Source organism: Paracoccus sp. (in: a-proteobacteria), from assembly GCF_030538695.1.
In the GTDB taxonomy this organism is placed as follows: domain Bacteria; phylum Pseudomonadota; class Alphaproteobacteria; order Rhodobacterales; family Rhodobacteraceae; genus Paracoccus.
Map to the genome: position 1 here is coordinate 104,027 of NZ_JAUNTN010000005.1, position 13,053 is coordinate 117,079.

The following is a 13,053-nucleotide window of genomic DNA, read 5'->3' on the forward strand; positions in this document are numbered from 1 at the left end:
AAGAACAACGGGCAGGGACGCTGAATGTCAAGTTTGCGCACGCATGGGAAATCCACATTGGTCTGGTTGCTGATGGGGATGCTGCTTCTGGGTCTTGCCGGGTTCGGGATCGAGAATTTTGCCGGCAGCACCTCGTCTGATGTGGCGCGGGTCGGGAATGTCTCGATCAGCCAGCAGGATTATACGCGTAACCTGCAATCGGAAACGCAGCAGGTCTCGATGCAGCTTGGCCGTGCGCTGAGCGCGGACGAGGCGCAGGCGCTGGGGCTGCCGCAGATGGTACAGGCCCGCCTGCTGGCCGCCGCGACGCTGGAAAATGAGGCGCAGCGGCTTGGCGTATCCGTCGGCGATGCCGAGGTCGCGCAGCAGATCAGCGACACCCCTGCCTTTCAGTTAAACGGCCGCTTTGACCGCTCGGCCTATCAGGAATTGCTGCGTCGTGAGGGGATCAGCACCGCGCAATTTGAAAATGATGTCCGTATGGACACCGCCCGCCGGATCATTCAGCAGGCCGTGACCTCGGGCGCTCCGGCCCCTGATGCGCTGGTGCGCCAGATTCAGGCATGGGCGCTGGAAACCCGTGATCTGCGCTGGCAGGAATTGACGGCGGATCAGCTGGCCAACCCGGTCGCAACCCCCGATGACGCCACGGTCGAAAGCTGGTATCAGGCCAATATCGCTGATTTCACCGCGCCCGAGCGCAAGCGCCTCACCTATGCCTGGCTGTCGCCGGATCAGCTTGCCGAAACCGTGCAGATTGACGAACAGGCGTTGCGCGACCTGTATCAGCAGAACATTGACCAGTATCAGATGCCGGAACGCCGGATGGTTACGCGGCTGGTGTTTCAGGACGAGGCCAGCGCCGCGCAGGCAAAAGCCGACCTGGACGCGGGCCGGGTGACGCTGGAGCAACTGGCCGAGGCCCGTGGGCTGACGCTGGATGATCTGGAACTGGGCGAGCAGACGCAGGCGCAGCTTGGCGAAGCCGGCAATACCGTTTTCGCCACCGCCGAAAACGGTATCGTCGGCCTGCTGGCGACCAATCTTGGCCCGGCGCTGTTCTCGGTCAATGCGATTCTGGACCCGGTGGACATCAGTTTCGAGGAGGCCCGCACCGACCTGCGCGCCGAAGCCGCCGCCGACCGCGCCCGTCGGGTGATCGAGGAGCGTTCGGCACAGATCGAGGATGCGCTGGCCGGTGGGGCCAGCATCGAGGATTTGGGCAATGATTTCGGCATGACCGTGGCTGCGATGGAATATGACCGCACCGCCGAGGCGCAGCCGGACGATATTTCCGCCTTTCCGCAATTCCGTGAACTGGCCGACCGGATCGCGGCCTCGGATTTCCCCGAACTGACCGAACTGGCCGATGGCGGGGTGTTCGCGCTGCGTCTGGACGAGGTGATCCCTGCCGCACCGATGCCCCTGGACGAGATCCGCGACCGTGTGACCGAGGACTGGACCCGCAGCGAGACGCACCGTCAGCTTCTGGCCTTGGCCGATGAGGTGAAATTGGGCGCGGTTTCCGCCACCATGCCGCAGCCCGCCCCGGCGACCGGCGGCAATGGCGTCGGCACCCCGGCCACCCCCGGCGAGGCGGCCCGTCCGGCGAACGACCCGGCCACCGCTGCCGTGGTCGAGCCGATTCCGGCCCCCGATCCGAACCAGTGGCACAGCGTTGCGGCGCTGGACCGTGACGGCAGCATCGACTTGCAGCCGCTGGAACTGGTCAGCAGCGCCTTTGCCCTGAAAGAAGCGGGCGACAGCGCCGTCGTGGATGCCGATAACCGGGTCTTCGTGGTGGCGCTGGACGCCATCCATGCCGCGGATACCGAGGGCGAACGCGCTGCGGATGTGGCGCAGCTTTTGGAACAGCGCGTGTCGCAGTCGCTGCAATCGGATCTGTTCGATTACTATTTGCGGGCTGCGCAGACCGACGCCGGGATCAGTCTGAACCCACAGGCACTGGCTGCTGCTGCGCAACGGGTGCAATGATGCAGCTTTCCCCTGATTTTGAAACCTTCCGTCAGGGCTGGGAAGCGGGCCAGAACCAGCTTGTCACCATGCGCCTTGCCGCTGATCTGGATACGCCGGTCAGCCTGATGCTGAAACTGGCCGAGGCCGCGCCTAACAGCTTCATGCTGGAAAGCGTGACCGGCGGCGAGGTCCGGGGCCGCTATTCCATCGTTGGCATGAAGCCGGACCTGATTTGGGAATGTCGCAGCAATGCGGCCCGGATTAACCGGCAGGCGCGGTTCTCGGATGACTTTATTCCCGATGATCGCCCGGCGCTGGACAGCCTGCGGGCGCTGATCGCGGAAAGCCGGATCACCATGCCGGACGGTATCCCGGCGGTGGCGGCGGGGCTGTTCGGCTATCTTGGTTATGACATGATCCGGCTGGTCGAGCATCTGCCGCATGTGAACCCCGACCCGATCGGCGTGCCTGATGCGATGCTGCTGCGTCCCTCGGTCGTGGCGGTGCTGGATGGCGTCAAGGGCGAGGTCACGCTCTGCGCTCCTGCCTGGCACGACCCCGCCATTCCCGCCCGCGCCGCCTATGCTCAGGCGGCTGAGCGCGTGACCGAGGCGCTGCGCAGCCTTGACCGGATGCCTGCCGAACCCCGCACGCTGGGGCAGGATCAGCGTGTGGGCGAACCCCGCTCCAATTTCACGCCGGAAGGGTATCGGGCTGCGGTCGAAGCTGCCAAGGATTACATCCGCGCGGGCGATATTTTCCAATGTGTGCCTTCGCAACGCTGGACGATGGACTTCCCGCTGCCGCCGTTTTCCCTGTATCGCAGCCTGCGCCGCACCAATCCGTCGCCCTTCATGTTCTTCCTGAATATGGCGGCGGATAATGGCGGTTTTCAGATCGTCGGTGCCAGCCCGGAAATCCTTGTCCGTCTGCGCGACGGAGAGGTGACGATCCGCCCCATCGCCGGCACCCGCCCGCGCGGCAAGGATGAAGCCGAGGATCGTGCGCTGGAGGCCGATCTGCTGGTCGATCAGAAGGAGCTTGCCGAGCATCTGATGCTGCTGGACCTTGGCCGCAACGATGTGGGCCGGGTGGCGAAAATCGGCACGGTGCATCCGACCGAGCAATTCATCATCGAACGCTACAGCCACGTCATGCACATCGTCAGCAATGTGGTCGGTGAGTTGCGCGAAGGCGAAGACGCCCTGTCCGCCCTTCTGGCCGGTTTGCCCGCAGGCACGGTCAGCGGTGCGCCCAAGGTCCGGGCCATGGAAATCATCGACGAGCTGGAACCCGAAAAGCGCGGCATCTATGGTGGTGCGGTCGGCTATTTCGCCGCGAATGGCGAGATGGATATGTGCATCGCCCTGCGCACCGGCGTCATCAAGGATGAAAAGCTGTATGTGCAGGCGGGGGGCGGTGTCGTCTATGACAGCAGCCCCGAAGGCGAGTTTCAGGAAACCGTCAATAAATCCCGCGCCCTCGTCCGCGCCGCTGAAGGTGCGGCGGCTTTCCTGCGCGGCAATGGCTGAAAAATCGGGCGCCGCACGACCGGCGCCCGATCCTGACCCGCAACGCGGCCTTTCTTCTTCACCCAAATATCCATAATCCCGCTGCAACAGGCGCAATATGGCCCGGTCAGGCGCAGATCCGCGCCACATAATCCCGCATCAGCCCTGCGCGGCGCGGGCGGAAACTGTCGCCGGTCAGCACCAGCGCCGAAATGCGGCCAATATGGAACAGCCGATAATCCCCGCGCAACCGGCACCATGCCAGCAGCATCATGCTGTGGCTGGCATAGCTGATCCCAAGCGGCCAGATCTCGCGCGTGGTGATCTGATCTTTCTGGTCGGTATAGGTGATGCGCAGCGCCAGTTCTTCCCAACAGGCGCGGCGCAGCAGGGACATGTCGATCTGCACCGTGGGATGCTGCGGTGCGGGAGTCCAGGCCCGCAAGGCCGGGTGCAACGCCTGTCGCGCCAGCGATGGCGGCAGGGTTGCGCTGATCCGGGCCAGCGCATCCTGTGCCGCACGGTTCAGCGCCGCATCCCCCACGCCCGCAAGGGCTTGAACCGCCAGTCGCAGGGCCTCGATTTCCAACTGTGAAAAAGATTGCGGCGGCAGGGCAGGGTCTTCTGTCAGGCAATAGCCGACGCCCGCCGCCCCGTCGATCAGCGCGCCGCCTGCCCGCAACGTGGCGATGTCGCGGTAAAGCTGGCGCAGGCTGACGCCGGTTTCATCCGCCAGCCGTGCCGCTGTCACCGGGGCGGGCAGGCGGCGCAGGCTGTCCATCAGGCGCATCAAACGATCGGGGCGTGCCATACTGCCGCTTTCTGTCAGGATCATCGTGCCATGATCTGCGCAGAACAGCATCAAGGAGGCAACCATGCTGACGCTTTACCACGCACCCAACAGCCGCTCTGATATGGTTTTGCGACTGGTGCAGCAGCTTGGCGCGGCGGATCAGGTCCGTGTGCAAGTGGTCAATATCCCCCGTCAGGACGGTTCGGGCGCACGCGATCCGGCGAATCCGCATCCCGAAGGCAAGGTGCCTTATCTGACCAATGGTCAGGACCATGTGCGCGAGCGGGGGGCGATTACCTTGTATCTGACCGATATGTTCCCGGATGCGGGGCTTGGGCGCGGGCCGGGCGACCCGCAGCGCGGCGCATATCTGTCATGGCTGTTCTGGTATCAGGGCGTGTTCGAGCCGGTTCTGATCCTGAACTGGACCGGGATTTCACATCCGGCGGTCATGTCCAGTTAGCGCGATTACGACACTGCCATGGCCCGGCTGAATGACGCCCTGCAAAACCGCCCTTTCTTGCTGGGTGATCGGATCAGTGCCGCTGATCTGCTGATCGCCAGCCCCTTTGCGTGGTTCGACATGCCCGCGCCCGCGCGGGTTGCAGACTGGGCCGAGAGGGTGAACGGCTGGCAGGCCGGGGACTGATTACCAGCGCAGGCGGGGGGCCTGACCGGCGGGGGCATCGCGGCTTTCGATGCCCATGCGCAGCCCCGCGCCGATACGGTGGGCCAGCATTGACCATGCCAGCGCCAGATCTTCGGGCAAAGTCCGGCGCAGGGTTTCATCGAACAGTTCCAGCCAGGTGGCAAAGTGATCCGCGCGGATTTCCGGCGTGGCATGGTGAATCCGCATCGGATTGCCGTCATAGCCACGCTGATACAGGATCGCATTGCGCCAGAAGGCCGCGATTTTTTCCTCATGCTCGGGCCAGTCCGTGACATGCGCGGCAAAGACCGGGCCAAGCACTTCATGCCGTCGAATCGCGGCATAAAACACCGCGACAACCTGCGCGATCTGCTGTTCCGTGACGGGGAAGCGGGGCGGAATAGTCATGCCGCAGTGCTATTCCCTTTGACGTTGTTGCGCAAGTTTACACGCATAAGATGACAGAAAGATTCTATCTGTTCTAAACGGTTCATTTTGATTATTTGGAGGTGTCTGGCAGCGCGGCTGTCAGACGCACCGACTGGGTTCGCTCTCGGGGAGGCCGTTCCCGAGATGCGGAACAGGCTGTCAGGCCCCAGAGAGGTGCTTTGTTTTGTCTGCAAAACCGTATGGCGCGGTTCGATAGGAAAAAGACGATGGCGAACTATTATATCGTGCTTTCGGGCTACACCGGCACTGTTCCTGCTGGCTATACGGCGGTTTCGCCAAGCTATGACGGGCTTTATGTCACCTCTGGCGTCCGGGTTGCGTCGGGTGACAATGTGATCGTGTCCTCGACCTACAGCGGGAACGTCAATATCATCACCCGCAGCGGGCTGGACACCAAGGTGAATGTCACCATCGAAGGCGGTTCGGCCAGTTCGCAGACGGTCAGCTTCCCGAATTATGGTTCCACTTGGTCGGTCGAGCCGACGATTACGGTGGCCGATGGGGTGGATGCGTCAAGGGTGACGATCGACGGTTCCGGCACGGATGGCATGACCGTAAACGTCGGGGATAATGCCAGACTGGGCAATATCACCGGCGGCACCGGAAGCGGTGATGCCAATGTTATCACCACCGGCACCGGCTCGACCGTGGGCAATATCACGGGCGGCGATGCGGCCGATACGATCACCATTAACGGCAGGGCGGGGACGATCACCACGAATGGCGGTGCCGACAGGATTACGGTTGGTGAGACTGGCACGGTTGGCAATATCTCGGCAGGTGCGGGCAATAACGTCGTGACTGTTAACGGAACCGCTGGCACGATTGTCACCGGGAATGGCAATAACGCTGTTGCGCTGGGTGATGGTGCGACGACGGGTTCGATTACCTTGGGCAACGGCTCGGATACGATCACGGCGGGGGATAATGTCTCGACCGGCAGTATCGCGCTGGGGGATGGCGGGACCAATGGCGATCATGTGACCTTTGGCAGCGGCGCCAACATCAATGGAAGCATAACCCAGGAAATCGGGGACCATGATTCCCGTGTTCTGATCGGGAATAATTCGACGATCAGCGGGACGATCACGCTGCGGGGCGGCAATGATGAAGTCGAGATCGGGGACGGCAGTTATGTCGGTGGTCTGGTTGACATAGGTTCGGCTGTATCCACGCGCGATAATGACACGCTGACCATCGGGAACAGGGTCACGCTGGACGGTGGTTTCCAGACCGAGGAACGTGCCGATGTCGTGACCATCGGGCTTGATCCGGTGATAAACGGCCCGGCAGACCTGTATCTGGATGCCGACGGAAACGACGTTCTGAACCTCGCCATCCGTAACCGTGAGGAGGATGCACTCAAGGACGCTCTGGCGGCTGCGGGTTATCGGGACAATGGCAACGGCACCTGGGTCAACAGCGGCAATTACGATTTCACCTGGAACGGCGTCACCTATACCGATGTTGAACATATTTCGTTCTTTTTCCCGTGTTTTGCACGGGGAACGCTGATTGAAACCGACCGCGGCGCGGTGGCTATCGAGGATCTGGCCGAGGGGGATCTGGTGCAGACCCGTGACAACGGGATGCAGCCGATCCGCTGGATTGGCTCGCGCCATTTGCCAGAGATCGCACTGAACCTGAACGAAAAACTGCGTCCAATCCGCATCAAGGCTGGTGCGCTTGGGGCTGGTTTGCCCGCGACCGATCTGCTGGTGTCGCCGCAGCATCGGATTCTAGTGCGCTCGCGCATTGCGCAGCGGATGTTTGGCACCGATGAGGTTCTGATCGCCGCCAAGCAGCTTTGCCAGATCGAAGGCATCGACATTGCCACGGATCTGGCCGAGGTCGAATATTTCCACATGCTGTTCGACCGGCACGAGGTCGTGACCTCGAATGGCGCGGAAACCGAGTCGCTGTTCACTGGCCCCGAGGCGCTGAAGGCCGTTGGTCCCGCCGCGCGCGAGGAAATCTTTGCGATCTTCCCCGAGTTGAAGGACCGCGACTATACCCCGGTTCCCGCCCGCCTGCTGCCTTCGGGGCGGATGGGCCGCAAGCTGGCGGTGCGCCATGCGCAGAACGGCAAGCCGCTGGTGATGTGATCCGGCAGTAATCAGGAAGGGGCCGCAATTCTGTCGCGGCCTTTTTCATGGTTGCCGCCAGTGCTATGGAGGCCAAAACAGGAGGCAACCATGTCCCATTACACCGACGGCCTGACCCAGTTGGGCCAGGCGACCAACCTGCCGCAATCGCCCGAGGAAGCCGTGCTGGAGCGGGTGCCGAACCCGCAGGCCGGGCAGCGTTATGTGGTGCGGTTCACCCAGCCCGAATTCACCAGCCTTTGTCCGATGACCGGCCAGCCGGATTTTGCGCATCTGGTGATCGACTATCTGCCCGGCGACTGGCTGGTGGAATCGAAATCCTTGAAGCTGTTTTTGGGCAGTTTCCGCAATCACGGCGCATTTCACGAGGATTGCACCGTGACCATTGGCCGTCGTCTGGCCGATCTGCTGGACCCGCAATGGCTGCGCATCGGTGGTTACTGGTATCCGCGCGGCGGGATGCCGATTGATGTGTTCTGGCAGACCGGCCCGGTGCCGGAAGGCGTCTGGCTGCCCGATCAGGGTGTGCCGACCTATCGCGGGCGCGGTTGACGCTTGCAGGGGGACGGGATGAGTGCCGCCGGGTTCCAGATCCGGCTGGAAGATCTGCATTATCAGGCCGGCGGGCGGGTGATCCTGAACGGGATCAGCCTGCAATCGCAGGCCCGGCGGATTGGTGTCGTGGGGCAGAATGGCTCGGGCAAAAGCACGCTGGCGCGGGTGGTGGCCGGGCTGATCGCGCCGGATCAGGGTCGGGTGACGATTTGCGGCGCGGATATGCTGCGCGACCGCAAGGCGGCTCTGCGCAGCGTCGGGATGCTGTTCCAGAACCCCGAGCATCAGATCATTTTCCCAACCGTGCGCGAGGAAATCGCCTTCGGCCTGCGCCAGCTTGGCCAAAGCCGCACCGAGGCCGATGAGGGGGCGGGGGCCATGCTGGCGCGTTTTGACCGGGCGCATTGGCTGGACCTGCCGGTGTCGATCCTGTCGCAAGGGCAGAAACATCTGCTGTGCATCATGGCGGTTCTGGCGATGCGTCCGGCGCTGTTGATTATGGACGAGCCTTTCGCCGGGCTGGACATTCCGACCCGGATGCGGCTGGCCCGGATCTTGGACGGTGCGGGGGTCGCGCTTTTGCATATCTCGCATGATCCGCAGGATTTGCAGGGTTATGACGAAGTGTTCTGGCTGGATCAGGGGGCGATCCGCGCGCATGGCCTTGCGGGCGAGGTGCTGCCTGATTTCACTGCCGAGATGATCCGGCAAGGGGAATGTGATGATCTCGCTGACCTCGCCGGTTAAGACCCGCGCCCATGGCTGGCCTGCCGGGGCCAAACTGGCGGGGCTGTGCCTTGCGACCTGGGTGCTGTTTTGGGCGCGTGATCCGGTGGTGCAGGCGGTGATTTTTGCCGGGGTGCTGCTGCTTTATGCGGCGCCGGGGCGGGTGTTCTTTGCTGCGGGTCTGGCCGGAGTGCGGATGATCTGGCCATTTGTTGTGTTGATTCTGGTCTGGCACGCCGTCACCGATGATCTGCGCAACGGCGTGGTGGTGGCGCTGCGCATGGTGAACGCGGTGGCGCTGGCCAATCTGGTGACGATGACCACGCGGCTGGATCAGATGATGGCGGTGCTGCGCTGGCTGCTGACACCGCTGCGGCGACTGGGCCTGCCGGTGCATCTGCTGGAAACCGCCGTGGCGCTGGTGATTCGCTTTACGCCGGTGCTGATGGCGCGGGCGGGGCTGCTGCGGCAGGCGTGGCAGGCGCGTTCGCCGCGCCGACCGGGCTGGCGGCTGATGCAGCCCTTGATGTTGCAGGCTCTGGACGAGGCCGATCAGGTCGGGCAGGCATTGCAGGCGCGGGGTGGCCCGCTTGGACCGGATAAGGAATGACCATGGAACGCAGTCTTGCTCAAATCGCTCTTTTCGCCGCGCTGATCGCGGTTTTCGGTCTGGTGCCGCCGATCTGGCTGGGGTTCGGTGTGCCGATCAGTGCGCAGACGATGGCGGTGACGCTGGCCGGGGCGGTGCTTGGCGCCCGGCGCGGGGCGCTGGCGGCGGGGTTGTTCATCCTGCTGGTGGCGCTTGGCCTGCCTTTGCTGGCGGGCGGGCGCGGTGGTCTGGCGGTGTTCGCCTCGCCGACGGGGGGGTTCGCGCTGGGTTTCCCGGTGGCGGCTTTTGTCACCGGGCTGGTGGTCGAGCATCTGCGCCTGCGCCCCGTCGGGCTGCGGGCGGCGCTGGCTACGGTGACCGGCGGCATCCTTGTGCTGTATCCGATTGGCGCGGCCGGTCTGGCGATGGCCACCGGACGCAGCTATCCCGAGGCGCTGGGCCTGACCGTGGCCTTTATCCCCGGCGATCTGATCAAGGCGGTGCTGAGCGGTTTTCTGGTGCAGTCGCTGGCCCGGACCCGTCCGCAAAGCCTGAGCTGGCTGTAAGGGGCTGGCGCCCCTTGCCTCCGGCGGGGATATTTAGGGACAAAAGATAGGCTGGTCTTGCGGGCAGGCGGGCGCGGTCGTAATGAGGGCGGCATGAGATTCATGGCGTTTCGGATACGAATTAGCGGCCCGGTGGCGTGAGGTTTCGCGCCGCCGGGATGCTTTGTGCCTGAAACGACCGACCAAAGGACCGCCCGATGAGCGACCAGACCCCCGACTATCGCAATACTGTCTTTCTGCCTGAAACCGATTTCCCCATGCGCGCCGGCCTGCCTGCGCGGGAACCCGAATGGCTGGCCCGCTGGGAACGGCTTGGCGTTTATGACCAGTTGCGGGCCAAGACCGGACGCAAGCCCTTTATCCTGCATGATGGCCCGCCCTATGCGAACGGGCATCTGCATATCGGTCACGCGCTGAACAAAGTGCTGAAAGATTTTATCACCCGGTCACAGCAGATGATGGGCCGCGATGCGCGTTATGTGCCGGGCTGGGACTGCCACGGCCTGCCGATCGAATGGAAGATCGAGGAGCAATACCGCGCCAAGGGGCAGGACAAGGACGCCGTGGATGTGGTCGAGTTCCGGCAGGAATGTCGCCGTTTCGCCGATGAGTGGGTCGGCATCCAGCGCGAGGAGTTCAAGCGGCTTGGCGTGATCGGCAAGTGGGACGCCCCCTATCTGACCATGACCTATCACGCCGAAGCCGTGATTGCGCAGGATTTTATGAAACTGCTGATGAACGGCTCGCTTTATCAGGGGTCCAAGCCGGTGATGTGGTCGCCGGTCGAAAAGACCGCGCTGGCTGAGGCAGAGGTTGAATATCACGACCATACCAGCCATCAGGTTTGGGTGCGGTTCCCGGTTCAGGGGCAGGATATGGCGGTGGTGATCTGGACCACGACGCCCTGGACCATTCCGCAGAACCGTGCCGTCGCCTTTGGCCCGGCGCTGGCCTATGGGCTGTATCGTGTGGATGTGCTGGCCGAGGGTTCGACCGCGCGTGAAGGCGAGGTGCTGATCCTTGGTGATGCGCTGGCTGAGGGCGTTCTGCAATCGGCCAAGGTCGCAGCCTATACCCGCCTGCGCGATGTGACCACGGATGAACTGGCCGGGCTGACCCTCGCCCATCCTTATCGCGGGGCCGAGGGTGCCGCCGGCGAATGGGATTATGACGTGCCGATGCTGCCCGGCGATCATGTCACCGATGACGCGGGAACGGGCTTTGTGCATACCGCGCCGTCCCATGGTGATGACGACTATCAGCTTGGGCTGAAGTTTGGCCTGCCAATGACCTATAACGTCGAGCCGGATGGCAGCTATCGTGCCGATCTGCCGATCTTTGGCGGTCAGCACATCATTCTTCCCGATGGGAAGGAAGGCCCGGCCAATGTCAGCAATATCAAGCAGATGGCCTATGCCGGGGCGCTGCTGGCCAAGGGCAAGATGAAGCACAGCTATCCGCATAGCTGGCGGTCGAAAGCGCCGCTGATCTATCGCAACACGCCGCAGTGGTTCGCCGCCATCGACCGCAAGCTGGATGACGGCATGGGCGAATATGGCGATAGCATCCGCGCGCGTGCGCTGACCAGCATTGATACGCTGGTGAAATGGACCCCGCAGACCGGGCGCAACCGCATTTTCAGCATGATCGAGAACCGCCCCGACTGGGTGCTGTCGCGGCAACGGGCTTGGGGCGTGCCTCTGACCTGCTTCGTGCGGCGTGGGGCGCGGCCTGATGATGCCGATTTCCTGCTGCGTGATGACCGCGTGAACGACCGCATCACCGCGGCTTTCGAGGCCGAGGGTGCGGATGTCTGGTATCGTGACGGCTTTAAGGCACAGGTTCTTGACGGGGTGGCTAACCCGGATGACTACGATCAGGTCATGGATGTGCTGGATGTGTGGTTCGATTCCGGCAGCACCCATTCCTTCGTGATCCGTGATCGTGCCGATGGCAGCCCGGACGGCATCGCCGACCTGTATCTGGAGGGGACCGACCAGCATCGCGGTTGGTTCCATTCCTCGCTGTTGCAAGCCTGCGCGACCAAGGGGCGGGCGCCTTATCGCGGGGTGCTGACGCATGGGTTCACGCTGGATGAAAAGGGCATGAAAATGTCCAAATCCTTGGGGAATACCATCGTTCCTGCCGAGGTGATCCAGCAATATGGTGCCGATATTCTGCGCCTTTGGGTGGCGCAGACTGACTATACCGCCGATCAGCGTATCGGGCCGGAGATCCTGAAAGGCAGCGCCGACAGCTATCGCCGCCTGCGCAATACACTGCGCTTCATGTTGGGCAATCTGGCGGGTTTCTCGGATGCGGAACGGCTGGAGCCGGCGGCCATGCCCGAGTTGGAGCAATGGGTTCTGCACCGTCTTGCCGGTTTGGATCATGTCGTGCGTCAGGGCTATGATACCTATGACTTCCAAGGCGTTTTCCAGACGTTGTTCCAGTTCTGCACGGTCGATCTGTCGGCGTTTTATTTCGACATTCGCAAGGACAGCCTGTATTGCGACGCCCCCGACAGCCCGCGCCGCCGCGCTGCGCGGACGGTGCTGGACCTGCTGTTCCACCGGCTTGTGACCTGGCTGGCCCCGATTCTGCCCTTCACGATGGAGGACGTGTGGCTGTCGCGCTTCCCGTCTGATGATGACAGCGTGCATCTGCATGACTTCCCGCTGACTCCGGCGGATTGGCTGAACGAGCCGCTGGCTGCAAAATGGGACAGTATCCGCCGCGCCCGCCGCGTGGTCACGGCTGCGCTGGAGGTCAAGCGCACGGATAAAACCATCGGTGCCAGCCTTGAAGCCGCGCCGATTGTCCATGTCCGCGATGCGGATATGCTGGCGGCGCTGAAGTCGGTGGATTTTGCGGATATTTGCATCACCTCGGGCCTGTCGCTAACCGCCGATCCGATCCCGGCCGAGGCGTTCCGTATGCCGGACCAGCCCGGTCTTGGGGTCGAGTTTGAACTGGCCGAGGGCGAGAAATGCCAGCGGTGCTGGAAAATCCTGCCCGATGTCGGCACGCATGAACACCCTGACACCTGCGCACGTTGCGACGCAGCACTGTCCGAATAAGAAAAAAGCCCCGGTTCGCCGGGGCTTTTTTGCAGGGCAAGTTACCGGATCA

The 13,053-nt window shown here is 63.0% G+C and carries 12 protein-coding genes; 10 read left to right on the forward strand and 2 right to left on the reverse strand.

Annotated features, from left to right (window positions below; all coding sequences use genetic code 11):
- Positions 1-24: 24 nt before the first annotated feature.
- Both Q4G24_RS04020 and trpE read left to right on the forward strand, forming a co-directional pair.
- Positions 25-1,995 carry a SurA N-terminal domain-containing protein gene (locus Q4G24_RS04020; RefSeq protein ID WP_303365218.1) on the forward strand — a complete coding sequence of 657 codons (1,971 nt, stop codon included), beginning with the start codon at positions 25-27 and terminating at the stop codon, positions 1,993-1,995.
- Complete coding sequence (gene trpE, locus Q4G24_RS04025; RefSeq protein WP_303365219.1) at positions 1,995-3,509, forward strand: anthranilate synthase component I; 1,515 nt, start codon at positions 1,995-1,997, stop codon at positions 3,507-3,509. Before Q4G24_RS04020 ends, trpE begins: the two co-directional genes overlap by 1 nt.
- Positions 3,510-3,615: 106 nt before the next feature.
- On the opposite strand, the gene Q4G24_RS04030 is transcribed toward trpE, so the two are convergent.
- Positions 3,616-4,365 carry a helix-turn-helix transcriptional regulator gene (locus Q4G24_RS04030; protein ID WP_368660921.1) on the reverse strand — a complete coding sequence of 250 codons (750 nt, stop codon included), beginning with the start codon at positions 4,363-4,365 and terminating at the stop codon, positions 3,616-3,618.
- On the opposite strand from Q4G24_RS04030, the gene Q4G24_RS04035 reads away from it, so the two are divergent.
- Positions 4,364-4,744, forward strand: a complete 381-nt coding sequence (locus Q4G24_RS04035; protein ID WP_303365220.1) for a glutathione S-transferase family protein — start codon at positions 4,364-4,366, stop codon at positions 4,742-4,744. The two genes, Q4G24_RS04030 and Q4G24_RS04035, sit on opposite strands and share 2 nt — an antisense overlap.
- A gap of 18 nt (positions 4,745-4,762) precedes the next feature.
- Entirely contained in the window at positions 4,763-4,930 is a 168-nt protein-coding gene (locus tag Q4G24_RS04040; RefSeq protein ID WP_303365221.1) for a glutathione S-transferase C-terminal domain-containing protein, read from the forward strand.
- Here Q4G24_RS04040 and Q4G24_RS04045 read toward each other — a convergent pair whose 3' ends face one another.
- The gene (locus tag Q4G24_RS04045; RefSeq protein WP_303365222.1) at positions 4,931-5,338 is read right to left on the reverse strand and encodes a group III truncated hemoglobin; all 408 of its coding nucleotides are present in this window, start codon (positions 5,336-5,338) and stop codon (positions 4,931-4,933) included.
- A gap of 248 nt (positions 5,339-5,586) precedes the next feature.
- Here Q4G24_RS04045 and Q4G24_RS04050 point away from each other — a divergent pair, with 248 nt between their 5' ends.
- The 6 genes from Q4G24_RS04050 (at position 5,587) to ileS (ending at position 13,001) form a co-directional block, all read left to right on the forward strand.
- On the forward strand, positions 5,587-7,485 hold the full coding sequence (locus tag Q4G24_RS04050) for a Hint domain-containing protein (RefSeq protein ID WP_303365223.1): 1,899 nt from the start codon (positions 5,587-5,589) through the stop codon (positions 7,483-7,485).
- Positions 7,486-7,575: 90 nt separating this feature from the next.
- Complete coding sequence (gene queF, locus Q4G24_RS04055) at positions 7,576-8,037, forward strand: preQ(1) synthase (RefSeq protein ID WP_303365224.1); 462 nt, start codon at positions 7,576-7,578, stop codon at positions 8,035-8,037.
- Between the two features lie 18 nt (positions 8,038-8,055).
- Complete coding sequence (locus Q4G24_RS04060; RefSeq protein ID WP_303365225.1) at positions 8,056-8,787, forward strand: energy-coupling factor ABC transporter ATP-binding protein; 732 nt, start codon at positions 8,056-8,058, stop codon at positions 8,785-8,787.
- Positions 8,762-9,376 carry an energy-coupling factor transporter transmembrane protein EcfT gene (locus Q4G24_RS04065; RefSeq protein ID WP_303365226.1) on the forward strand — a complete coding sequence of 205 codons (615 nt, stop codon included), beginning with the start codon at positions 8,762-8,764 and terminating at the stop codon, positions 9,374-9,376. Before Q4G24_RS04060 ends, Q4G24_RS04065 begins: the two co-directional genes overlap by 26 nt.
- A gap of 2 nt (positions 9,377-9,378) precedes the next feature.
- Entirely contained in the window at positions 9,379-9,921 is a 543-nt protein-coding gene (locus tag Q4G24_RS04070; RefSeq protein WP_303365227.1) for a biotin transporter BioY, read from the forward strand.
- A gap of 197 nt (positions 9,922-10,118) precedes the next feature.
- Positions 10,119-13,001 (forward strand): isoleucine--tRNA ligase, encoded by a 2,883-nt coding sequence (gene ileS / locus Q4G24_RS04075; RefSeq protein ID WP_303365228.1) that lies wholly within the window; start codon positions 10,119-10,121, stop codon positions 12,999-13,001.
- Positions 13,002-13,053: the final 52 nt, after the last annotated feature.